The 22810-nt window shown below is 29.1% G+C and carries 24 protein-coding genes; 3 read left to right on the top strand and 21 right to left on the bottom strand.

Annotation, left to right across the window (positions count from 1 at the left end):
• Window positions 1–32 precede the first annotated feature (32 nt).
• From rbsD to AC2JAQ_RS10430, 17 genes are all read right to left on the bottom strand, one after another.
• Window positions 33–428, bottom strand: coding sequence for a D-ribose pyranase (gene rbsD / locus AC2JAQ_RS10350; protein ID WP_488456394.1), 396 nt, complete (start codon window positions 426–428; stop codon window positions 33–35).
• Window positions 429–430: 2 nt separating this feature from the next.
• Window positions 431–1363 (bottom strand): ribokinase, encoded by a 933-nt coding sequence (rbsK, locus tag AC2JAQ_RS10355; protein ID WP_488456395.1) that lies wholly within the window; start codon window positions 1361–1363, stop codon window positions 431–433.
• A gap of 139 nt (window positions 1364–1502) precedes the next feature.
• Window positions 1503–1970 (bottom strand): peptide deformylase, encoded by a 468-nt coding sequence (gene def / locus AC2JAQ_RS10360; protein WP_488456396.1) that lies wholly within the window; start codon window positions 1968–1970, stop codon window positions 1503–1505.
• Between the two features lie 153 nt (window positions 1971–2123).
• Entirely contained in the window at window positions 2124–3083 is a 960-nt protein-coding gene (locus AC2JAQ_RS10365; RefSeq protein ID WP_322502641.1) for an MraY family glycosyltransferase, read from the bottom strand.
• 149 nt (window positions 3084–3232) lie between these two features.
• On the bottom strand, window positions 3233–3799 hold the full coding sequence (locus AC2JAQ_RS10370; RefSeq protein ID WP_488456397.1) for a helix-turn-helix domain-containing protein: 567 nt from the start codon (window positions 3797–3799) through the stop codon (window positions 3233–3235).
• Window positions 3800–4016: 217 nt separating this feature from the next.
• Window positions 4017–4661: a V-type ATP synthase subunit D gene (locus AC2JAQ_RS10375; protein WP_003449608.1), complete on the bottom strand. Its 645-nt coding sequence runs from the start codon at window positions 4659–4661 to the stop codon at window positions 4017–4019.
• Between the two features lie 2 nt (window positions 4662–4663).
• Window positions 4664–6046: a V-type ATP synthase subunit B gene (locus AC2JAQ_RS10380; protein ID WP_003449785.1), complete on the bottom strand. Its 1383-nt coding sequence runs from the start codon at window positions 6044–6046 to the stop codon at window positions 4664–4666.
• A complete protein-coding gene (locus AC2JAQ_RS10385; RefSeq protein WP_488456398.1) occupies window positions 6039–7814 on the bottom strand; it encodes a V-type ATP synthase subunit A in 1776 nt (591 codons plus the stop codon). Before AC2JAQ_RS10385 ends, AC2JAQ_RS10380 begins: the two co-directional genes overlap by 8 nt.
• A 16-nt stretch (window positions 7815–7830) precedes the next feature.
• Window positions 7831–8148 carry a V-type ATP synthase subunit F gene (locus AC2JAQ_RS10390; protein WP_003449642.1) on the bottom strand — a complete coding sequence of 106 codons (318 nt, stop codon included), beginning with the start codon at window positions 8146–8148 and terminating at the stop codon, window positions 7831–7833.
• Window positions 8135–9142, bottom strand: coding sequence for a V-type ATP synthase subunit C (locus AC2JAQ_RS10395; protein ID WP_488456399.1), 1008 nt, complete (start codon window positions 9140–9142; stop codon window positions 8135–8137). The genes AC2JAQ_RS10390 and AC2JAQ_RS10395 overlap by 14 nt, the downstream gene beginning before the upstream one ends.
• A 12-nt stretch (window positions 9143–9154) precedes the next feature.
• Complete coding sequence (locus AC2JAQ_RS10400; RefSeq protein WP_003449544.1) at window positions 9155–9751, bottom strand: V-type ATP synthase subunit E; 597 nt, start codon at window positions 9749–9751, stop codon at window positions 9155–9157.
• Window positions 9752–9781: 30 nt separating this feature from the next.
• Window positions 9782–10276, bottom strand: a complete 495-nt coding sequence (locus tag AC2JAQ_RS10405; RefSeq protein WP_011592554.1) for a V-type ATP synthase subunit K — start codon at window positions 10274–10276, stop codon at window positions 9782–9784.
• Between the two features lie 67 nt (window positions 10277–10343).
• A complete protein-coding gene (locus AC2JAQ_RS10410; RefSeq protein WP_488456400.1) occupies window positions 10344–12290 on the bottom strand; it encodes a V-type ATP synthase subunit I in 1947 nt (648 codons plus the stop codon).
• The gene (ahaH, locus tag AC2JAQ_RS10415) at window positions 12277–12603 is read right to left on the bottom strand and encodes an ATP synthase archaeal subunit H (RefSeq protein WP_488456401.1); all 327 of its coding nucleotides are present in this window, start codon (window positions 12601–12603) and stop codon (window positions 12277–12279) included. Before ahaH ends, AC2JAQ_RS10410 begins: the two co-directional genes overlap by 14 nt.
• A 258-nt stretch (window positions 12604–12861) precedes the next feature.
• A complete protein-coding gene (locus tag AC2JAQ_RS10420) occupies window positions 12862–14538 on the bottom strand; it encodes a B12-binding domain-containing radical SAM protein (protein WP_488456402.1) in 1677 nt (558 codons plus the stop codon).
• Window positions 14438–15040 (bottom strand): hypothetical protein, encoded by a 603-nt coding sequence (locus tag AC2JAQ_RS10425; protein WP_488456403.1) that lies wholly within the window; start codon window positions 15038–15040, stop codon window positions 14438–14440. Before AC2JAQ_RS10425 ends, AC2JAQ_RS10420 begins: the two co-directional genes overlap by 101 nt.
• 203 nt (window positions 15041–15243) lie before the next feature.
• Complete coding sequence (locus tag AC2JAQ_RS10430; protein ID WP_488456404.1) at window positions 15244–16533, bottom strand: PQQ-dependent sugar dehydrogenase family protein; 1290 nt, start codon at window positions 16531–16533, stop codon at window positions 15244–15246.
• 146 nt (window positions 16534–16679) lie between these two features.
• Here AC2JAQ_RS10430 and spoVB point away from each other — a divergent pair, with 146 nt between their 5' ends.
• Window positions 16680–18209, top strand: coding sequence for a stage V sporulation protein B (spoVB, locus tag AC2JAQ_RS10435; RefSeq protein ID WP_488456405.1), 1530 nt, complete (start codon window positions 16680–16682; stop codon window positions 18207–18209).
• Between the two features lie 7 nt (window positions 18210–18216).
• Here the strand turns inward: spoVB and AC2JAQ_RS10440 are convergent, their stop codons facing one another.
• The 3 genes from AC2JAQ_RS10440 to AC2JAQ_RS10450 all read right to left on the bottom strand — a co-directional run bounded on the left by AC2JAQ_RS10440 (window position 18217) and on the right by AC2JAQ_RS10450 (window position 20543).
• The gene (locus AC2JAQ_RS10440) at window positions 18217–19011 is read right to left on the bottom strand and encodes a hypothetical protein (protein ID WP_488456406.1); all 795 of its coding nucleotides are present in this window, start codon (window positions 19009–19011) and stop codon (window positions 18217–18219) included.
• A gap of 174 nt (window positions 19012–19185) precedes the next feature.
• On the bottom strand, window positions 19186–20028 hold the full coding sequence (locus tag AC2JAQ_RS10445) for a CvfB family protein (RefSeq protein ID WP_488456407.1): 843 nt from the start codon (window positions 20026–20028) through the stop codon (window positions 19186–19188).
• An 11-nt stretch (window positions 20029–20039) separates the two neighbouring features.
• Complete coding sequence (locus AC2JAQ_RS10450; RefSeq protein ID WP_488456408.1) at window positions 20040–20543, bottom strand: gamma carbonic anhydrase family protein; 504 nt, start codon at window positions 20541–20543, stop codon at window positions 20040–20042.
• 179 nt (window positions 20544–20722) lie between these two features.
• On the opposite strand from AC2JAQ_RS10450, the gene AC2JAQ_RS10455 reads away from it, so the two are divergent.
• Window positions 20723–21724 (top strand): CehA/McbA family metallohydrolase, encoded by a 1002-nt coding sequence (locus AC2JAQ_RS10455; RefSeq protein ID WP_488456409.1) that lies wholly within the window; start codon window positions 20723–20725, stop codon window positions 21722–21724.
• Between the two features lie 26 nt (window positions 21725–21750).
• On the opposite strand, the gene AC2JAQ_RS10460 is transcribed toward AC2JAQ_RS10455, so the two are convergent.
• On the bottom strand, window positions 21751–22083 hold the full coding sequence (locus AC2JAQ_RS10460; RefSeq protein WP_488456410.1) for a hypothetical protein: 333 nt from the start codon (window positions 22081–22083) through the stop codon (window positions 21751–21753).
• A 237-nt stretch (window positions 22084–22320) separates the two neighbouring features.
• On the opposite strand from AC2JAQ_RS10460, the gene AC2JAQ_RS10465 reads away from it, so the two are divergent.
• The gene (locus AC2JAQ_RS10465; RefSeq protein ID WP_423237482.1) at window positions 22321–22791 is read left to right on the top strand and encodes an Lrp/AsnC ligand binding domain-containing protein; all 471 of its coding nucleotides are present in this window, start codon (window positions 22321–22323) and stop codon (window positions 22789–22791) included.
• Window positions 22792–22810 lie beyond the last annotated feature (19 nt).

The following is a 22810-nucleotide window of genomic DNA, read 5'->3' on the forward strand; positions in this document are numbered from 1 at the left end:
AGTGAGCAGAATATTCATTTTTACACTTTTTTTTAAAAAACAACCCCTGATTTTAAGATTATATTTGCATATGGGGTTTGTTCTCCAGTTCTAACAACAGCCTTACATTCTTTTAATTCTTTTTTTAATTCTTCATGTGATATAAATGTTATTTTAGTACCCTTTATAACATCTTTTATTTCATTAAATAATTCTGGACTTACTTCCTCTGTTTCCTTAGCAATAAGCACCTCTTCTACTTGTAATTCCTCTAAAATAGCTTTTAAAGTTTCTATAAAGCCTGGTACACCTTTTATTAAGGCTAAGTCTATTCTCTCAGTTTCCTTTGGTATAGGTAATCCACAATCCCCTATAGCCATCATATCAGTATGTCCCATCTTTGATATGACTGAACTTATGTTACTATTTAATAAGCTTGTTTTTCTCATAATTACTCTTCTCCCTTATAAACTTCTAAAACTTCCTCTAAATATGGTATTGATGGTTGAGCTCCTTTTCTTTGTACTGCTATTGATGATACCTTATTTCCAAATCTTATGGAGCTACTTAAAGTCTCTCTTCCTAAATTTTTAGTATCTAACTTTGAACTTAAGCCTCCAATGAAGCTATCTCCAGCAGCTGTAGTATCTATTGCATTAACTCTATAAGCTGGAACTATTTCACAAAAATCTTTTCCTATTAAAGCTGCTCCCTTTTCACCTAAAGTGATTATTACAAATTTAACACCTTTATCTAAAAATATCTTACCAGCTTCCTTAGCATCTTCTATATATTTTATTTTAATTCCAGTTAAAAGTTCTGCTTCTGTTTCATTTGGTACTATTATATCTGTATAATTTAATAATTCATCTTTTATTTTTTTAGCTGGAGCTGGATTTAATATTGTAACTTTTCCATTTTCCTTAGCTATTTTAAATGCTTCTATTGTAATATCCTCTGGTGTTTCAAATTGTGAAATTATAATATCTGATTCTTTTATTACCTCTTCAACACTATGTATTTCCTCTTTTGTTAATGTCATGTTTGAACCTGCATTAACAATTATTGAATTATTTCCATTATCATTTACCATTATTAAAGCCATTCCTGTTGGCTCTATTCTATCTTCAAAAACATATTTAACATCTATATTATCTTCTACTAATTTATCTCTTAACTCTCTTCCATTTTCATCTTTTCCTATTTTTGAAATCATGAAAACTTCTGCACCACTTCTTTTAGCTGCTACTGCTTGATTTGCCCCTTTACCACCAGCTATCTTTTGAAATGATTTTGAAAGTATAGTTTCTCCAACTTTAGGCATATCTTTGACCTTCAAAACTAAATCCATATTCATACTTCCAAGTACACATATCTTATTCATTTATATCCCTCCTTAGTTAACCGTTTTACTAAACCGATTAACTATATAATAATACTTTTGTAAACGATATTCAAGACTTTTTTTATAAAAATATAAAAAAGAGTATAGATTTTAAAATCTATACTCTTAAATTAGTTATTTACTTTTCTACTAATTCGTACATTTCTTTAGCTCTATCAACATACATAATACCTTCTAAGTGATCTATTTCATGTAAGAAACATCTTGCTAGAAGATCTTGAGCTTCATAAACTTTTAATTCACCTTTTTCATTTAAAGCTTGTATTCTAACTGCTCTTGGTCTTTCAACTAATCCCTCATGCATTACATAGCTTAAACATCCTTCATAATCCTCATAAGTTTCTTTTGAAACTCCTGTTACTTCTGGATTTATAAGAACATATTCATTCTCTCCATCTTGAAAATTTATATAAACAACTCTTTTATTAACTGCTAATTGTGGTGCAGCTAAACCTATTCCTTCTACAGTTGCTAATGTATCCTTTAAATCTTGAATTAATTCTTTAACTTCTCTAACATCTTTAACAGGTTCTGAAGCTTTCTTTAAAGCTTCATGCCCTAATTGAACTATTTTTTTAACAGCCATTTAATTTCTCCTTTCAACACTCTTATATGTATATTAAATCATAAAAATATAAAATTTTCACTAGTAAATTATATATAATATTCTTATAAAATATTATTGACTGTCTTTAAAGCATTTAAGTTTAAACTTATTATACTTTAAAGACAGTCAATACTATAATATTATCATAACTATTAACAATGACACTAAGCTTAAACATCCACTCAGTATACATATATATGATACTATTTGCTTTACAGTCATTCCCTTTTCTTGAAGTCTATAGTGTATTTGGCTTCTATCTGCCTCATAAACAGGCTTTCCTGATTGAAATCTTCTAAAAATAACAAATATATTATCAAAAATAGGTACGCCTAAAGCTAATACTGGTACTAGTATAGATAATACAGTGGCTTGTTTAAATGCTCCTTCTAAAGCTATAATAGCTAAAATAAAGCCTAAGAAATTAGCACCTGAATCTCCCATAAATACTCGTGCTGGATGCCTATTATATCTTAAAAAAGCTAATATTGATCCTACTAGAGTTATTGACATATATGCAGAATTAAATTGTCCTTTTGCAAGAGCAACAACGAACATAGTCATAGCTGATATTATAGATATACTTCCTGCTAATCCATCCATTCCATCAGACCAATTTATTACTGTTGTAACTCCAAAAATCCATGTTATCGTAAGAATATATTGAGCCCATGTAGAAAATTGGACGAATTCACCTGTAAATGGATTGCTTATACCTCTAAAAACAATTCCAGCTTTAAAAACCATAGTGGCAGCTAAAATTTGTATTATAACTCTAGGATATATTGGAAACTCTTTGCCTTTTCCTTTATAATAATCGTCTATTACTCCTATTATAATTACCAAAGTAGATGCTATAAATATAGTAAAAGTTTCTGATAATTGCCTTGTAGAATCTATTCCAAAAAGATATGTTGCAAAAAATCCTATATACATAACAACTCCACCTATTAAAGGCGTTAATTTATCATGTTTTTTTCTTCCCGTAGGTTTGTCAACAAAACCTTTTTCCTTAGCAAAGTCAATAAACTTTGGCATTAATAAATATACTATAATAAAAGGAATAAGCATTACAATTAAATACTTAATCATATTTTCTCCCTCTGTACTAAAAAACATTTTTTTCTTACATATATTATTCTAGTAGATTAATAAGTCATATTGATGACATTTTAATTAAAATTCTTTTATTACTTATTATTATATCACTTAATTAATTAAATTAATCATTTACAGAAAAATTACTCTGTCTCATGCTTTAAGCAAACTGAAAAAACATGACAAGGTATTTTTCCTTCTTCTTTTCTTTCATATCTTTTAACTAATTCTCTTATTTGTTTATTTACCTCTTTAAACTCATCCTCATTTAAATATATATTCTTATAATTAAATCCTATAGCATCCTCCGCATTTCCTGTATCAACTTTTTCAGCTATTCTCTTCATAGTTTGTTCTTTTGAGCTATCATAATATTCGCTTAGAATATTTAATATTTGAGATTTATATACTTGCTTAGCTTCTTTTTTAATTTGATTACCTTCTATATTAAAGCTATCTGCAGTTAAATAATAATATTTTGCGATTATCCCTTTTATTTCTTTAGTTTTTACAAGTTCTAAAATTCCTGCCTTTTCTAATTTTTTAATATGATAATGAACTTTTGCTGGTACTTCCCCAAAAAAATCAGCAATTTCTTTTACAGTAGCAGATTCTTGATTATTTCTAAGATAAGTTATTATCTTTAGCCTATAAGGATCTGAATATGCTTTTATTTGTTCTAAAGTAGTTAAATTCATAACACTGTTCATTTTAAGCCCCCCTAGTATTTAATATAATATTTACTTATTATACCATATTTTATAGATATTTTACATATTTTAAAAATATTATTAAATTTTTTATTATATTAAAATATCTATTTTTTCTTAATAAGATTATACATTTTATTTGGAAAATAGTAAAGAAAAAAGGCAAATCTTGATGTTTTATTAACATAAGATTGCCTTTTTTATTAATTTATATAAACTATCCTCTTTGCTCTATCATAGACTTAACTTTCATAAGTCTTGTTAAAGCACTTCTTTCATTTTCATCAAGTTTCATTCTGATGTATCTGATAGTCTCTTTTAATTGAGGAATTGTCATATATTCAAGAGCATTAACTCTTCTTCTTGTCTTTTCAATCTCGTCTGCCATAAGCTGACCAGATTTCTCAACTTCTGCAAGTTCTAATAACTTTGGTAAAATTCCATATAATTTAGAAATTGCATCATCAAGTTCAGCTGAAGTATTCATAAATCCATAAGGATAAATACTACCTTCATCACCTTCTAATTTTCTTTTGAAGTTCATTATAGGCACATTTACACTCATTATGTTTTTATTTCCCACTTCAACCTCAATTTCTTCTTTAGGGTATGCTATAGCTTCCTCTAGGAACTCTGAACTCATAACAGCTCTAGCCATAACGAAGTCTTTTAAGGAACTTCCTAGTTCCTTTTCAACTTCATCTCTTAATTGATTATTATATTTAATAAGGTTGATGAACTGTCTCATTAACTCATCTTGCTTATCTTTTAATAATTTATGTCCTCTTGTTGCTGTTGCTAATCTTTTCTTTAGCTTTGAGAGTTCCATTCTAGTAGGATTGACATTTAATCTTTGTGCCATTCTTACTCATCCTCTCCAACAGGCATATACTTTTCAAGATATTCATCTCTAATTCTCTTAAGCTCTGTTCTAGGTAAGATCTTAAGTAATTTCCATCCAAGATTTAGAGTTTCCTCTATTGTTCTGTTAGTTGTGAAACCTTGTGAAACATATTCATTTTCGAAAGCTTCAGCAAATTTAGCGTATGCTTTATCTACATCTGATAATGCTGATTCTCCTAGGATAGCAGCAAGTTCTTTTGCTTGCTTACCTTGTGCATATGCTGAGAATAATTGGTTCATTGTATCAGCGTGATCTTCTCTAGTTTTTCCTTTACCAATACCTTTATCTTTAAGTCTTGATAATGATGGTAAAACATCTATTGGTGGCATTATTCCTTTCTTGTAAAGTTCTCTTGAAAGGATTATTTGTCCCTCAGTAATGTATCCAGTTAAGTCTGGAATTGGGTGAGTTTTATCATCTTCAGGCATTGTTAATATTGGAATTTGAGTTATTGAACCTTCTTTTCCAACTAATCTTCCTGCTCTTTCATATAATGTTGAAAGGTCAGTATATAGATATCCTGGGTATCCTCTTCTTCCTGGAACCTCTTTTCTAGCTGCAGAAACTTCTCTTAAAGCCTCACAGTAGTTTGTTATATCTGTCATTATAACAAGAACGTGCATTCCTTTTTCATATGCTAAGTACTCAGCAGTAGTTAATGCCATTCTTGGAGTAGCTATTCTCTCGATAGCTGGGTCTGATGCTAAGTTCATGAATAGAACTGATCTATCTATAGCTCCAGTTTTTGTAAACTCATCTACGAAGAATTCAGCTTCTTCGAAAGTGATACCTATAGCAGCGAATACAACTGCGAACTTAGAATCTGAGTTTAAAACTTTTGCTTGTCTTGCGATTTGAGCAGCTAACTCTTTGTGTGGAAGACCTGATCCTGAGAAAACAGGAAGTTTTTGTCCTCTAACTAGAGTGTTAAGTCCATCTATTGCAGAAATACCAGTTTGAATAAATTCTGATGGATAGTTTCTAGCAACTGGGTTTATAGCTTCTCCGTTTATATCTAATCTCTTCTCTGGTATTATGTTTGGACCATTATCTTTTGGTCTTCCCATACCATCAAATACTCTTCCTAACATATCTTCTGAAACACCAATTTCAAGTGGTCTTCCTAAAAATCTTACTTTTGTATTTTTAAGGTTGATTCCTGCTGAACCTTCGAAAAGCTGAACCATAGCTTTGTCTCCGTTAACCTCAAGGACTTTACCTCTTCTTAACTCACCAGTTTGCATTTCTATTTCAACTAGTTCATCGTATTTAACACCTTCTACGCCTTCAACAGCCATTAAGGGTCCTACAACTTCTGTAACTGTTCTGTACTCTTTAAGCATTTAGAACACCTCCCTCGCTGATTAACTTGTTCATCTCTGATTTTAATTCAACTAAGATGTCATCCATCTTACTTATTTCTTCTTCTGAAATGTATTTACTTCTTGCTATTTTATCTCTAACAGGAAGTTTTAATACTTTATCTAAATAAACGCCAGCTTCTAAAGCTTTTTCAGCTTCATGTCTGAAACTTAATATTAAATTTAACATTTTGTATTGTTTATTTAATGAAGTATATGTGTCATTCTCATGGAATGCATTTTGCTGTAAATAGTCTTCTCTTATTGACTTAGCAACTTCAAGTTTTAATCTGTCACCTTCTGAAAGTGCATCCATACCAACAAGTCTTACTATTTCTTCTAAGTTTGCTTCTTCTTGAAGAAGTGCCATAGCTTCTGTTCTTAATGCTGACCAGTCATCTGCTACGTGATTATCCATCCATTCACCCATTTTTTCTAAGTATAATGAGTATGATGTTAACCAGTTAATTGATGGGAAGTGTCTCTTATATGCTAATTGAGCATCTAGTCCCCAGAAAACTTTAACTATTCTTAAAGTTGATTGTGTAACTGGCTCAGATATATCTCCTCCTGGAGGTGATACTGCTCCGATAGCTGTAACAGCTCCTTCTCTTCCATCTTTACCTAAAGCTACAACCTTACCAGCTCTTTCATAGTAATCAGCAAGTCTTGATCCTAAGTATGCTGGGTAACCTTCGTCTCCAGGCATTTCTTCAAGTCTTCCTGACATTTCTCTTAGAGCCTCTGCCCAACGTGAAGTTGAGTCAGCCATGATTGATACTGAGTATCCCATATCTCTGAAATACTCTGCTATTGTTATACCAGTATATATTGATGCTTCTCTGGCAGCAACTGGCATGTTAGATGTATTAGCTATAAGAACTGTTCTCTTCATTAAGCTTTCCCCAGTTTTAGGGTCTTTAAGTTCTGGGAATTCGTTAAGAACGTCTGTCATTTCGTTACCACGTTCTCCACATCCAACGTAAACAACTATCTCAGTATCTCCCCATTTAGCAACTTGGTGCTGAACTACTGTTTTACCAGCTCCGAAAGGTCCTGGAACGGCAGCAGCTCCACCTTTAGCTACTGGGAAGAAAGTATCTATAACTCTTTGTCCTGTAGTCATTGGCTCAACTGGATTTAACTTTCTTGCATATGGTCTACCTTTTCTTACAGGCCATTTTTGCATTAATGTTAAGTTCTTATCACCTTTTTCAGTTTCTACTACAGCGATAACTTCTTCTACATTGAAATCTCCAGCTTTAATTTCTTTTATTGTACCTTCAACGCCGAAAGGAACCATTATTCTATGAAGAACAACAGCAGTCTCTTGAACTGTTCCTATTACATCTCCAGCTGAAACCTTATCTCCAACCTTAGCAGTTGGTACGAAAGGCCATTTTTTCTCTCTATTTAAAGATTTAACTTCTACCCCTTTACTTAAGAAAGCAGAATTAGCTGCTTTCATGAAAGCGTCTAGAGGTCTTTGTATTCCATCGAACATTGACTCTATAAGTCCTGGTCCTAACTCTACTGAAAGTGGTTCTCCAGTAGTTATAACTGGGTCCCCAGGTCCAATACCTGATGTTTCTTCATATACCTGGATTGAAGCCTTATCTCCTCTCATTTCAATGATCTCTCCGATAAGACCTTTTTCTCCAACTTTTACAACGTCATATACATTAGCTTCATCCATACCTTCAGCAACTACTAAAGGACCTGAAACCTTGATAATTTTCCCCGTTTTCAAGTTATCTACCTACTTTCTATAAAATGTTAACGCCAACTGCTTTTTCAACGTTATCTGATATTCTTTGTTTTCCTATATTTAGAGTTCCTTGATTGCTTGGAATTAATATTACAGCAGGAAGTACTTGTCTTGTATATCTTTCGATAGTTTCTTCTATATTCTTAGCTACGTGCTCTGTAACAAAGATTACTGCATAACCTGTCATTGCAAGCTTATCAATTGTTTTTCTAGCTTCTTCATCTTCAACTACAGGGAATACATCTATTCCAAGAGCTTTGAAAGCTAAAACTGAATCTTTATCACCTACAACTCCTATTTTCTTATACATATCCATCACGCAGCCTTTCTCTTATTACTTCCTTAGTAATATTGTTTAATTTACCAACCATGATAGTTCTTATTTGCTTTATTTCATTCTCTTTAACATACATATATGTTAGAACTGGCTCTAAACCTTTAGTTACTATTTTAGCTTCCTTCATTATACTCATTATGTGATTATCAATAAGCTTTTCAAATTCACTAACTGATGAAGTTTCTATGTAACTAGCTATACCTTCTCTTAATACTTGTGAGTATTCCTTACTACTTAAGTTGTTAGGAATATTTTCGATTGTATCTAAGTATAAACTTCTAAACTTACTTGCATCTATACTACCGCCTGGTACTATAGCATCTAAAAAGAAGTTAACATTTTTATCTTGCTTTTTAGCTCTTAATAATGTCTTAACATTATTTAAGTCTATAAGATTCGTAAGATATCTATCTAAAGCCTTATCTTTTATATTTTTCTTGTTTGCAATTTCATGAATATGAGCATATAAGTATTGATCTGCAATTAAATCTATAAATTGAGGGTCATTAGTCTCCTCAAATTTTTCAAATATTTTTCTTAAGCACTCTTCCATTTTCTTGGGAAGTCTACCAAAATCTTCTCCATTTATTGCAGATTTTAAATCATTTACTCCTATCATACCAACTGGTATTAGCATTTGGGAAAAATCTTTATCTAAGATTTTCCCCTTAACTAACACTTTTATGTTATGATAGTCATATTTTAAAGCCATAACATCTATGATTTCTTTTAATGGGCTAGCCTCATACATAGTTTTATATAATCTAACTAGTTCATTTGATAAAAGTATTTCATAATCATCTGGTCTTCTTACTTCATTCATAAATGCTGCATACTCTGTTTCTTGTAGAACTTTTAATGCACTTTCTGAAGTGTTTGCATCTATCATTCTTTCTATTTGAGCTTTATCAAGGAGTTTCTTTTCGTATACTCTGATTCTAGGAATTAATTGCAAAAATTGCATTGAATCCATTCTTCATCCTCCTTAATCAAATAATACTTTATTCACCTCAAACTCTAACTCTCCTCTTAAAGAGTTAATTAAAGCTTCAAAGGTATTATTTATTTGTATTCCATTTCTATCTAATATGAAGCCACCATTAAATTTGCCTTCCATATTTAATGTAATACTTCCTTTTTTTCCTTTAGATTCAAGTTCTTTATTTAATGCTTCCAAGAACTCATTGCTAAATATATCTTTATCTTTTTCATTGATTATAATAACTTCTGTTCCTTCTAACTCTAAAGAATCTAAAGTTGAGATAACATAATATTTATAATCTCCATTAGAAAGATTTTGTAATTTTTCTATAGCTTCGTTAAATACTTTTGATATAACGTCTTGCTTAGCTCTTAACATATCATTTCTTACTGATAATTTAGCATTTGAAATTATTCTTGCTTTTTTAACTTCTGCTTCTATATTAGCTTTAGTTATTATTTCTTCTTTATCCGCTTCTGCTCTATTAGTTTTCTTAGATATTATTTTATCTTTTTGGGCTTCAGCATCAGCTAATATATACTTTTTCTTTTCTTCAGCATCATTTAGAATCTTGGAAGTTAAATTGTTTAAATTTGACATTCCCTTCACTTCTCCAATCTTTGCTTACTATTATTTTATTACGCTTGCACCATTTACTAATAAGAATGATATAACGAATCCTAATAATGCATATGTTTCAACCATTGCTGCGAATATGATACCTTTAGTGTTGTGCTCTGGTCTTTTAGCTAAGATTTGAATACCAGCTGCAGCAGCTTTACCTTGAGATATACCTGACCATAATCCAGCGATAGCTATTGGTAAACAAGCAAATAATAAGTATAATCCTTTAGCTAATGATGCATCACCATTACTGATTTGGTTAAATACTAAGAAACCTATAACGAATCCATAAAGACCTTGTGTACCTGGTAATAATTCAAGAACTAATGCTTTACCAAACTTTTCTGGTTCTTCAGTAACTAATCCCGCTGCTGCTTCCCCAACTATACCAACACCTTTAGCTGATCCTATACCTGACATACCTACAGCTAAAGCGATTCCTAAAGCTCCAAATATTAATCCTCCGTAATTTGCCATAAAATATGAAATCCAGTTTTCCATAATTTAATTCCTCCTGAAAAATATAATGTTATTTTAATTTAATTTTAACTATTATTATTTATTTTTATTATTTATTTCTTTTTATTGTTATAAATTTATTTATTGTTCTGAATGGTGTAAATGCTTTTCCGCCACCTTCATAGAATTTTGAGAAGTACTCAACGTACTGTAATCTCGCTGTATGAACATATGCTCCTAATAATGATAAAAGCATGTTAAATGTATGAGCTGCTATAAAGAATAGAGGTCCTACTATTATAACTGCTATTCCTGGGAACATACCTATTATTAAGTTAAGTGCAGCTGCTATTGATCCACCTGCAATACCTAACGCCATAAGTCTTGTATATGATACTAAGTCTCCTACGTATCCTGTTATACCGTATAAGGCATATAACCCTTGACCTATTTGAGCACCTTTTGTTTCTTCATCTCTACCTTGTGTAAATATTATTAATATTGAACCAACTATAGCTAATACTTTACCTATTAAGCTTATAGTTCCACCAAAGAATATCATTGGAAGACCTATTAAAAGCATTACCCATGATCCTACATCAAATAAAGCATATAAATATTGCTTATCTCTTATCAACATGTAAGCTTTTATAAATAATCCAAAGAATATTTGTATAACCCCAAATCCAACAGATAAAATCAATAATAGATTAGTATCTTTACTTGGATTTATAAGTCCAAATGGTAATTCAAATCCAAAGGCAGTACCAAATACTGCTCCTGCTACAGTTGTAGCTATACTTAAATACATAAAGAATTTAGCAAACTTTTCTTGTGCCTCATCTAAATTAAGTAATTTCATAGCTAATAATGATCCTGCAAATAATACTAGTCCGTATCCTAAGTCTGCAACCATCATACCAAAGAATACTAGGTAGAAAGGTGTTAAAAGTGGTGTAGGGTCTATTTCGTCATATCTTGGTAAACTATACATTTCAGTTATTGAATCAAAGGCTGATGCTGGACCCTTGTTATGTAATTTAACTGGAACATCTGCAATCTCTTCTTCTTTAACTTCTTCAAACTCAAGATAATACATATCTCCTACTGAACTCTTTATGATTTCCTCTAGAGAAAAGTTTTCATCTTTTGGAACCCATCCTTGAATAACAACTACTCTATCAGTTTTTAAGAAGTTTTCACTTGCTTCTTTTCTAACAAGTATGTTGCTATAGTATTCATAAGCTAATTCTAGAGTTCTTTTTTCTTCTCTGTAATTTGAAAGTATTCCTCTTAAGTCTGCTTTTTTAGCTTCTATTTCTTTTATTTGTAATTTAAACTCTTCAACAAGAACTGAAGCTTTCTCTTTATACTTAGTTTGAAATGCTGAAAAACCAAAGTTCTTTAAAACTTCATCCATTTCTTCAGCTCTTTCTTTCATTGTCATTACAAAGACATATGAATCTTGGTCAGTGTTAGAAATAACTTCTATATAACTTTCCTTGAATTCGCTTTCAATTTCATTCTTCATATTTTCAAGATTTTGACTTGAAATAACTCCTAAGAATGCAACTACTTTTTCAAAATTATTTAATTCACCTAGTGGAGCATCGAAACTTTGCCATGGCTCTAAGATTTCTATTTCACCTAAAAGTTTTGTCTTTTCGTTTTCTAGAGTAGCAAGCTCTCTCTCCATTTTCTTAACCTCTGAATAAACGACTTCCCAGTTGCTATTTTCAACCTTTACTTCTAGCTCATCCAAAGTTAAGCTTTCTTTACCAGCTTTTAAAGCCTTGAGTCCTCCAACTTCAGCAACAAACTCTTTTAAGAAGTCTAAAGCTGATCTTGTTTTTGAAACATTTTCCTCTATAAGAGTTGTTTCAGAATCTAAATCATCTTTGTTAAGAGATTCAAAGACTTCATTGCTTTCCACTTTTTCTTCATCCTGTAGGTTTATGAATTCAACCTCTGAAGAACTTTGAATTTTTTTAAGAAGCTTCTCTTTCTCTGATTCAAAGGCAAGTAAGGTGAATTTATTCATCTTAACTATTGCCATTAGTTTTCACAATCCTCTCAATAACTAAATTTACTGCTGAATCAATCTTAGAACCTGTAAGATTTGACACATCAGCACATTGTTTTTCACCTTCTGAAAGTATGACCTCGGCCTCTTTTCTTCCGGCATCTTCTGCATTGCTAATAATTCCTTTTGCAACATTTCTAGCTTCTTCTATGATGGAGTTATATCTTTCGTCAGCTTGGATTGTTGCATCTGAAATTATTTTTTTACTTTGCTCATGAGCTTTTTTAATCATTTCATCAGCTTGCATTTCAACTTTTTTAATTTCTTTTATTGCTTCTATTGCCAAAGTTTCACCACCTTTATATAAGGAATTTTTATAAAATATATATTAATACTTTATATAGTATTAATTAACCCTTAATATTAATTATACATGAAAATCAACTTAATTCAACATAATTTTACTCCTGTATACATTTTCACAGGTTTTTATTCAAAAATCCACATTATATTTTTTTGAACAAAAATTTAATTTTATTTACATTTGTAAAAAAAGTCGTATTAATATATATTTAGGGGTTTATTAATACGACTAATATACTTATTAATTTTCTACTTCTATGTATGAATCATAATCAAAATTCATTTCATCAAATATAATATACTTTGGTCCAGATTTAATTTCCCCATTTTTTATGTAATTAATTATATCTAATTCAAATTTTTCTATATGAGACTTTTTAAATGGCATTTGTCTATCAAAACTATCCTTTATTCTTTGCTCGTCTTCCTTAGTTATAGTTCTAATTAGAAAATCTGGTAACCATCTCTTTTTATTAAAGCACAAATAATCGAATTTTAAAACTTCCTTTAAAAGACTCTCATCCTTACCTTGTAGCTTCTCAATATAAAAATCCAATAATATCTTATAATATTCAACATTTCCTATACTTCTCTTAAAATTTCCCTTCTCTTCAAAGAACATAGCTAAATCATAATAGAAATCAAAAGGCTTCTCATATATATTTAAAAAGAATTTAATTACATTATTAAATTTGCATGAATTATAATATTTATCAACCATAGCTTCAACCTTCTTTAATAATAGAAGTTCTTCGTAACTTATATTGTTACTTCTTATTATTTCATATGGAGCATATGGTGAATAAACTATTCCCCATTTTTCTGCTTCTTCTCTCATTGATGATCCTTTTAATAATTTTAAGAAACCTAATTGAATTTCATCTGGTCTTATAGCATGAACATCGTTGAAAGATTTTTTAAATGATTCTAAGTCCTCTCCTGGTAGTCCTGCAATTAAATCTAAATGTTGCATTACATTTTTCCCTGCAGCAACTTTTAAAACTTTCTCTTTTATATTTTCATATGTAATATATCTATTTATATTATGTAGAACTTCATTATTAGTAGTTTGAACTCCTACCTCTAATTGGAACCTTCCTTTTGGAGCATTATTCAATATTTCTATTTGTTCATCTGTTAAAAGGTCTGCTGCAACTTCAAAATGGAATCTTGTATCAGTATCCTGTTCACTTAAATACTTAAGAAGTTCAACTGTATACTCTCTATTACAGTTAAATGTTCTATCGACGAATTTAACTAATTTTAATCCTCTCTCCATGAAGTATTTAAGTTCCTTTTTTACTCTTTCCACATCTAAAAATCTAACTCCATGCATTACAGAAGAAAGACAATACTTACATTTAAATGGACATCCTCTTGAAGCTTCATAATAAACAATTTTATTGTTTATATCCTCTTCATAAGTATAAGGGAATATTAATTCATTCATATCCATTTCAGGTCTAAGTGGATTTTCAAAAACTTTTCCATCTCTCTTATAATTTAATCCTTTTATGTCCTCTACTTTTCCTTTTCCAAGCTTATAAAGAACAAATTCTCTAAAAGTTTTTTCTCCCTCTCCAACTATTACATATTCACCTGGATGATTTTCTAAAAATTCTTTTCCCTCATAAGAAACCTCTGGTCCCCCATAAAGTATTTCTATTTTAGGATCTACAAGTTTTATAAGCTCAGCTAATCTATTTACGAACTCCATATTCCATATGTAACAGGAGAAAGCCACAACATCTGGTTTCTCCTCAATAATACCTTCTAAAATATTCTCAACTCTATCATTGATTGAAAACTCTTTTATATCACCTTGGAAATCTAAATCCTTTGTAAATGCCTTCAGGTACCTCACTGCTAGATTGCTGTGAATGTACTTGGAGTTTATTGCTGTTAGCAGTATCTTCATTCTTTATACTTCCTCTCTTTATTCCTTTAATAAATATTATTTTATCACAAACTTTAGTTTCCTGTATTTCAAAGTATTTTTCAAGTACTTTTTTTGAACTGTTTATCGTAAACTCACTTGAAATACTGTTATCTATAAATTCAATTTCCTTCTCGTTTTCATTTGGCATTAAAACTTTAATCTTATCATTTACTGTTTCTCTCCTCTTCTTTTCTCTATCCCATATATAAATATTTCCTCCAAACCTTACATTACTCCATATATTTTTTATAACATTTTCAGTTTCACTTTTATCTAGTTGACTTAGAGAAAAAAATAAAACACCATTATCATATTGATTTCTATACTCCTCACTAAAATTCTCAACATAATAATCCACACTTATCTCATTTTTTGTTTGTTTTAAAATATTATAAATGATTCCATAATTATTTATACCAACATCTAAAGTGTTACCTTTAAAGTTTATGTTACTCATATCCAATACAACTTCTCTTATCATAAAACCACTCCCATTTTTTTCCATATTAATTTCTATTATACATTTAAAGAGTAATTCTTTCTATGCTTATATAGAAAAAATTACTCTTATTATTTCTTAATGAACTTTATATGATTATAAAATAACAAAACATTATCTTATACTATTTCTTTTTCTCACTATATGATTTATTTTTTCTAAAATCCGTAAACTTTAAACCTCATTTAACTCTTATTTTTTTTCATGGACATAACAATTTTTATAATAAGCACAATAATTATAACTAAATTTATACCTAATATAAATAAGTAGTTATAAATAGGTATATTATCTTTATTTACATTTTTATGCAATTTAAAAAGTACACCTTTATTTCCATCTAAAATATATAGGTTACCTTTAATTATTTTCATATCATTTATATATGCATTTTCTTCTAAGCTTACTAGGTCCTTAACTTCTCCTTCCTTAAGAAATCTTGAAAGAGTATTTTTCTCATGATTAAAAAATAAAAATGCATTTTCTTCTAATATGACTCCATCTCTATCTATTAATAGTGTATTAATCTCTCCAACCTCTTCACTTTGATATAATGGTTTTGGCATTATATAACTTCTATGTTCATCTGTTATAAAATTGATTATAGGTTTTCCTTCTTCTCTAAACCTTGGAGAATTAACAGGATCTCCTCCACTATAATCTGGCCATCCATACCAAGTGCCTTTTCCTTCTATTTTATATATATAATCATTATCATCATTTAAAGGTCTATATCCTTTTTCCTCAATTCCTCCAACTATTGCAAAAATTTCTCCTGAACTGTTTAAATCAATTCCCTTAACATTTCTTATTCCATAGGCATATAACTTTTTCTCCTTTTTATTTGTATCAAACTCTAAGATTGCTCCATTTCCTAATATATTTCCTTTTACTACTTCTCCTTTTTGGGTTTTAGTATTGTATGGCACAAAAGCCCCTTTCTTATTTTCATCATAATTTCTTCCATTTAAAATAGTATCTACTGGTGGTATATCATAGGCTTCTCCTTCTTCATCTACAACTCCTGAATTTGTAGCTGACCCTATACTCAAATAAAGCTTTCCTTCTTTTATTAAAATCATAGTATTTTCTTTATTTATACCTTTATTAGGAATGTCTTCAATTAAGACTTCTCTACTTGAGTTATTTAAGTCATATGATATTAATTTTTCATCTAAGGTGTAATATAACTTTCCATCATAATACTCTAAATCATATATGTTGCTTTCTTCTCTTTTCTCTAAAAGAGCATTATTGTTTTTATCTATTTTAAAAATATTATTCTTTACTGCTACATAAATATTCTCTTCATTGTTACATAAAGCTTTTGCACCATCTAACCCCTTTAAAATTAATTCTTCACTAAAATCTTCACTCTCTAAATATTTTCCATCCTTATTAGTAAAAAAGCATATTCCACTTGCTAAGAGTGCACTAATTAAAATTAATCCTATACCCCTTATAATACTCTTCATTTTCCCTCCCAATCAGCCTCAATAATAAATTTTCACCACTAAGAAAATTAAAAGCAATTAATTATAATTACCTCCTATATAATGAATATTTAACATAAGTTGTGAATATTCATTATTATTGAACTTTTAAATTAGGAGGTGATTCATTGGGTAAAGATGATTTTTATAAAAATTCTTTTATGCTAACAGCTTCAAATTTAACAACAGGATTATTAGGCTTTATATTCTCAATGTACTTATCGAAAGTTCTAGGCCCTGAAGGAATGGGTCTATATGGAATTATAATGCCGATTTATAATCTATTTATATCAATCATGACTGCTGGTATAATTGCATCAATTTCTAAGGTAACAGCTGTATATTCAGCTAAAGATGATTATAATAACATAATTCGGACTATGAAAGTCGTAGCTATTTTCAACTTTATTTGGTGCTTTATAATAGGTATATTTGTTTTTTTCATTTCACCTATAATAGGTAACTTTTGGGCTAAAGATCCTAGAATAATAAAAGCTATAATGGTAACTTGTCCAGCTATGATTTTTATATCTCTTTCAAACATATTAAAGGGATTCTTTTACGGAACATCTAAAATTACAGTTCCATCTTTTATAGATATTTTAGAAAAATCTCTTCGTATACTTGTATTAGCAGTACTGATTTTTATCTTTAAAGCTCAAACTTTAGAGACCTTGGTTACATTAGCTTATTTAGCCCTATGTTTAGGAGAACTTCAAAGTTTAATACTTTTATTTGGTTATTTTAAATATATGATAAGAAAAGTACCTAAAAGAAATACTAGGGGAGAAAGTCGTGCTCAATTATTATTTGATGTTTTAGTAACATCAGTTCCTTTATGTCTAAATGGTTTTTTAATGAGCATATTTAGCGTTATATCAACACTTTTAGTTCCTAAAAGACTTGTTGTTGCTGGTTTTACTTATTCTCAAGCACTATCACTTATAGGAAAATATTCCTCTATGGCTATGTCCATAGTAACATTTCCTATAATAATAGTTTCTTCTATAAATACAATGTTAATACCAGATTTATCACAGACTTTGAGTAAAAAGAATTACATTTCTGCAGCTAAAAGAATTAGGGATGTAATTAAAATAGCATTCTTAATTGGTATTTGTACTGCCGTTGTAGGCTTATGTGTTCCGGATTCATTAGGAAAGTTGTTCTTTGGAAGAGATGATTTAGGAGAATATATAAGGGTAACTTCATTAATGATGCCTATAGTATTTACTTCCAATACTATGTATGGAATACTAAATGGTCTAGGGAAACAAAATGTAATTTTAAGAAACACCATAATAACAGAAGTATTAGAAGTCACTTTATTATTCTTTTTAACAGCTATACCATCTATAAATATATATGGTTATGCAATAACTATGCTTTTAGTTTCATCACTATCCCTATGCCTAAACCTTTATGAATTATATAAAAACATAAATATAGGTTTATCCATATCAAATTGTTTTATATATATATTAACTGGAATTTTAACTTATATATGCTTAAGTCCACTTTCACTAAAACTTTCTTTTGTTAATTTTAGAATTCAGGTTTTAGTTATTACCTTAATAACAGCTTCTGTATTTATACTGTTGATTATTAAGGAAAAATTTTCATCAAACCTAAAAAGAATTTCTATTAAAAGTAGATAAGGCTATACTATTTAGTATAGCCTTCCTTTCTTGACAAAATTTCAAATTCTTTACTTTCACCAAGAACTCGTATTATTTTTATTCCTTTTTCTTCATTTAAGTTAAAATGCTTAACTCCCATCTTCTTTATAAATTCATTATCCTCTGAATTTTCTATTATTACTAAAGGTTTTAGGTTCTTTACTAGTTTCTTTATTTCCTTTTTCTTTTCTTCGCCATCATTTAAATTTAAAATTTCAACTCTACAGTCTTCTATTTTACTTAATTCTAAAGCTTTATCATAAGACTCCTTAGACAAAACTGCTATTTTAATATTATCTACAGTAGCAAAAATCATACCTTCATTAGAATTATCCACTCTTTTTGCATTTAGAGAAATACTTTCTTTATTATAATTAAATCCCTCTTCCATAGATAATACTTCTATACCCCTGCTTTTCATGAGACTTTTAGTCTCTTCATTTAATTCTCCTAAAGTAGGAATAAGTATCTTTCTTATATTACTATTATTTATTACCTCCGCAATAAACTCATTGCTTTCCTCTTTAAAAGAGTTTAAAACAAACAAATCAATTTTACCTAAATTCTCTTTATTAATTCCTTTTAAAACACTCTTTACATCATTTCCCTCACTTATAACAACCGTTTCACAAGGACTTTTTAAAACTATTATTTCCTCTTCATAACTTAAGAACTCTATGGTATTTGGATTTTCTTTAGCTAATACACTAGTATTGCTACTAAATAATAAAATCATTAGAAACATGAGAGATATTATTCTTATTTTTTTCCTTTTTCTCATAAAATTCACCACCTATACCAATAAAATCCCCAAAAAATTATATTTTATACTTAAACTAATAAAATATAATTTTAAAAAATAGAGCTGTATCAAAACAACCCACAATTAAAACTTATAAATATATTTCATACTATTTATAAGTTTTAAATTCAAGTTTTGATACAGCCCATTAAGCTATTTTAATCTAGTTCCAAATTCGTCTTGTTCTATTAAACCTTTTTTCATTAATCCACCTAAAGCCATTTTGAAATAGTTTTTAGAAGTTTTAAAAGTATTTCTTATTTCATCTGGAGTACTCTTATCATTTAAGCTCATAACTCCCCCATGCTCCTTTAAATACTCTAATATAGTATCTCCTAATTCATTTCTCTCCTTAAGCTTATGATTTCTTAAAGATAAACCAACTATTCCATCTTCATAAACCTTTATTATCTTTCCTTTTATAGTATCGCCTGGTTTAATATTTGTGAAGTATTCGTTTTTAAGAACTACTCCTCTATATTTATTATCTATTGCAACTCTTAAAGAACCATTAGTTTGATATCCATAAACTATTCCTGAAACCTCAGTTCCCATTTTAGGTTCTTCTATTTCTTCTAAATACTTATCAATCTCTGTTGTTGCTGCTAATCTTCCTGTTTTATCAACATAAATATATACTAAGTATTTTTTACCCTCTTCCATTTTATATTTTTGCTCCTTTAATGGAACAAGTATATCTCTTTCTAAACCGAAATCTACGAAAGCACCTATTTTAGTAATAGATTTAACCTCTAATAAGGCAACATCTCCTACCACTGCTAAAGGCTTTTTTAATGTGGCTATAAGTCTATCCCTAGAATCTCTATAAATAAATGCTTCTACTTCATCTCCAACCTTTATTTCTTTTCCATCTAAATTTCCATTTGGAATTAATATATCATCAGAAGTATTTCTAGTTCCCCTATCTAAGTAGTATCCAAAATCTGCTTCTCTTACTACTTTCATTTTATTAAATTGTCCTACGTTTATTATCATAAGCTCCTCCTTTATTTATTATAAAGATTTTTCATCTCTATATATTCTCTTCTTGAATTTCTTATACTTTGTATTTCTAAATCTGTAAGTTCTCTAACAACCTTGCCTGGAACTCCCATAACTAAAACTCCCTCTGGTATTTCTTTGTTTTGACTAACTAAAGTTCCAGCGGCAATCATAGTATTTTTCCCTATTTTCGCTCCATTTAATATTATTGCCCCCATGCCTATTAAGCATTCATCTTCTATCTTACACCCATGTATTATAGCACCATGGCCTATGGTAACACCATCACCAATTTCAACATTATGCTCTTTATCAACATGAAACACTGCATTATCTTGTATATTAGTTTCATTTCCTATTTTAATTGAATTTTCATCTCCCCTTAATACGGAACCAAACCAAATACCACAATCTTCTCCTATAGTAACATCACCTATAATGTCACTACTATGTGCTACAAAGGTTTTCTCCCCTATTTTAGGCTTATTTCCTTTAACTTCAATTAACATATAATCACCTCTTAATTATTCTTGTAATTTTATCACATCAAAGTAGATTATGTCTACTTATGCTTTTATATAATTAAATTAACCTCTTAATCTTTTTTACATATCAATATTAAAAGCATGACATTTAATTTGAATAACAATAATATTATATATTATATTAATATAATTAAGAGGTATTAATGGATAAAAAAAACATATCCTTTGATAAACTTAGATTTTATTATGGAATTCCCCATTCCCACACCTCGTTATCAACTGGGAAAAGCACTCCAATCGAAGCTTTGGAACATGCTCGTTCTCGTGGATTGGATTTTTTAATAATAACTGATCATAATAAATATCTAAGTGAAAATATCAAGGAAAAAAATAAAGAAATTTCAAAATGGACATATTTAAATAAATGCATAAATAAATTTAACAAAAAACATTCTGACTTTCTAGCTTTACCAGGATTCGAAGCAAAGTCAACTCCCTTAGGTCATTTAAATATAATATGCCCAAATACTTTTTTTACTGGAATAGTCTCAGATATGAACTATTTACTACTTTGGTTAATTAATGATCATACAGCTTTGTTTAGCATTAATCATCCTAAAAATTCTATCTCAAAAAAGATTGAATTTACTCCTCTTTTGGATAAACTTTTATGTTCTATAGAAGTTGGAAATGGAATACCACCTAATAATTATACAAGATATGATTCTCAATTTTTTTCACTACTTGATAAAGGATTCAAAATTGGAGCTATAAACTCTCAAGACAATCATAAATTAAATTATGGAGATAGTGAAAATTTAACTTGCGTAGTTTCTCACAAATTAGATAAAAACACATTTCTTTCAGCATTAAAAAATAGACATATATTCTCAACAGAATCTAAAACTTTAAAAATGCTATTTTCCCTAAATTCAACTTTTATGGGAGGGGTTGCTATAATAGATAAATCTTCAAAAATCAACCTTTATTTACAGGTTGAAGATAATTTAAACAAAATATCAAAGATTCAATTTTTGACTAACAAAGGAAAAATTATTAAAGAAATTGATGATATAAACTTGTATGATGTCAAATATATCTTTGAAAAGGATATTTCTTTAGATGAAACTTGGTTTGTAGCTAAAGTTTTTTTAAATGATGATAGAGAAGCCATGTCTTCTCCAATATTCGTTACTTACGAGTAAAAAATAAACTCCATATATAATGGAGTTTACTTTTTTGAATCTTTATTATGTTTAACTCTATTTGGTTTCGCCTTTGGTTTAATAACCACTTTTTTCTCTTTTTTAAGTTTTGGATATCCGTTTCTAATAATATCTAAGAACCATAAGAATAATATTGTTGCTACGGCAGAAATTATTAGCATAATCCATTGATTCATAGGAATGAACATAGGAATAAGGAAGATTATTATAGCTGCAGCTAATATGATCCATTTATTAACTTTAACCTTATTAAATACATATCTACTTAATACTGAAAATCCCCCAAAAATTACTACTGCTAAAAGTATTATTTGTAAAATAAATAAAAGTATTCCCATAACTTTGCCTCCTCGCATAATACTCCTTATATAATATATTAGTCTAAAAAAAAAACATTTTCAAGTTTTTAATTTTCAAATTCGTTCTTATAAAATTAACATTTATAATATCATTTTTATTAATGTGTTAAATTAATAAAAAAAACTTTATTATTTTTAAAATAATATGTAGTATTTTTATAGAAGATTTGTTAGAATAGAATTATCATTTTATTCAAATTTTAAAGAGGTGATATTATGTCTCTAATAAATACATCAACTCATTTAGATGAATTAGATTTACAAATTTTAGATATCCTAATAAAAGATTGTAGAACTCCTTATTTAGAAATAGCAAGAATATGCCATGTTTCAGGTGGTACAATCCATGTTAGAATGAAAAAGATGGAGGATTTAGGAATAATTAAAGGTACTAGAATACTTTTAAACTTACCTAAATTAGGCTATGATGTAACATGTTTTGTTGGAATACATGTTAACTCAACATCATCATATACTCATGTTTTTGATGAACTTTCAAAAATTAAAGAAGTTGTAGAACTTCATCTAATAACTGGTGACTACGCTATTTTTGCTAAGGTTATTTGTAGAAATATTTCAGACCTTCAAGATATTCTAATGAACAAAATAAATCATATTGAAGGAATAAGCGGAACTGATACATTCATATCTCTATCTCAACCAATAGATAGAAATATAACTCTATAAAAAAGAAATAGCAAAAGCT

It is taken from the genome of Clostridium sp. LIBA-8553 (genome assembly GCF_057782465.1).

Excerpts from the sequence above, each read along its gene's own strand:
- rbsD (WP_488456394.1), bottom strand. The coding sequence starts at position 428 with ATGAGAAAAACAAGCTTATTAAATAGTAACATAAGTTCAGTCATATCA.
- rbsK (WP_488456395.1), bottom strand. The coding sequence starts at position 1,363 with ATGAATAAGATATGTGTACTTGGAAGTATGAATATGGATTTAGTTTTG.
- def (WP_488456396.1), bottom strand. The coding sequence starts at position 1,970 with ATGGCTGTTAAAAAAATAGTTCAATTAGGGCATGAAGCTTTAAAGAAA.
- AC2JAQ_RS10365 (WP_322502641.1), bottom strand. The coding sequence starts at position 3,083 with ATGATTAAGTATTTAATTGTAATGCTTATTCCTTTTATTATAGTATAT.
- AC2JAQ_RS10370 (WP_488456397.1), bottom strand. The coding sequence starts at position 3,799 with ATGAACAGTGTTATGAATTTAACTACTTTAGAACAAATAAAAGCATAT.
- AC2JAQ_RS10375 (WP_003449608.1), bottom strand. The coding sequence starts at position 4,661 with ATGGCACAAAGATTAAATGTCAATCCTACTAGAATGGAACTCTCAAAG.
- AC2JAQ_RS10380 (WP_003449785.1), bottom strand. The coding sequence starts at position 6,046 with ATGCTTAAAGAGTACAGAACAGTTACAGAAGTTGTAGGACCCTTAATG.
- AC2JAQ_RS10390 (WP_003449642.1), bottom strand. The coding sequence starts at position 8,148 with ATGGATATGTATAAGAAAATAGGAGTTGTAGGTGATAAAGATTCAGTT.
- AC2JAQ_RS10395 (WP_488456399.1), bottom strand. The coding sequence starts at position 9,142 with ATGGATTCAATGCAATTTTTGCAATTAATTCCTAGAATCAGAGTATAC.
- AC2JAQ_RS10400 (WP_003449544.1), bottom strand. The coding sequence starts at position 9,751 with ATGTCAAATTTAAACAATTTAACTTCCAAGATTCTAAATGATGCTGAA.
- AC2JAQ_RS10405 (WP_011592554.1), bottom strand. The coding sequence starts at position 10,276 with ATGGAAAACTGGATTTCATATTTTATGGCAAATTACGGAGGATTAATA.
- AC2JAQ_RS10410 (WP_488456400.1), bottom strand. The coding sequence starts at position 12,290 with ATGGCAATAGTTAAGATGAATAAATTCACCTTACTTGCCTTTGAATCA.
- AC2JAQ_RS10420 (WP_488456402.1), bottom strand. The coding sequence starts at position 14,538 with ATGAAGATACTGCTAACAGCAATAAACTCCAAGTACATTCACAGCAAT.
- AC2JAQ_RS10425 (WP_488456403.1), bottom strand. The coding sequence starts at position 15,040 with ATGATAAGAGAAGTTGTATTGGATATGAGTAACATAAACTTTAAAGGT.
- AC2JAQ_RS10430 (WP_488456404.1), bottom strand. The coding sequence starts at position 16,533 with ATGAAGAGTATTATAAGGGGTATAGGATTAATTTTAATTAGTGCACTC.
- AC2JAQ_RS10440 (WP_488456406.1), bottom strand. The coding sequence starts at position 19,011 with ATGAGAAAAAGGAAAAAAATAAGAATAATATCTCTCATGTTTCTAATG.
- AC2JAQ_RS10445 (WP_488456407.1), bottom strand. The coding sequence starts at position 20,028 with ATGATAATAAACGTAGGACAATTTAATAAAATGAAAGTAGTAAGAGAA.
- AC2JAQ_RS10450 (WP_488456408.1), bottom strand. The coding sequence starts at position 20,543 with ATGTTAATTGAAGTTAAAGGAAATAAGCCTAAAATAGGGGAGAAAACC.
- AC2JAQ_RS10455 (WP_488456409.1), top strand. The coding sequence starts at position 20,723 with ATGGATAAAAAAAACATATCCTTTGATAAACTTAGATTTTATTATGGA.
- AC2JAQ_RS10460 (WP_488456410.1), bottom strand. The coding sequence starts at position 22,083 with ATGGGAATACTTTTATTTATTTTACAAATAATACTTTTAGCAGTAGTA.
- AC2JAQ_RS10465 (WP_423237482.1), top strand. The coding sequence starts at position 22,321 with ATGTCTCTAATAAATACATCAACTCATTTAGATGAATTAGATTTACAA.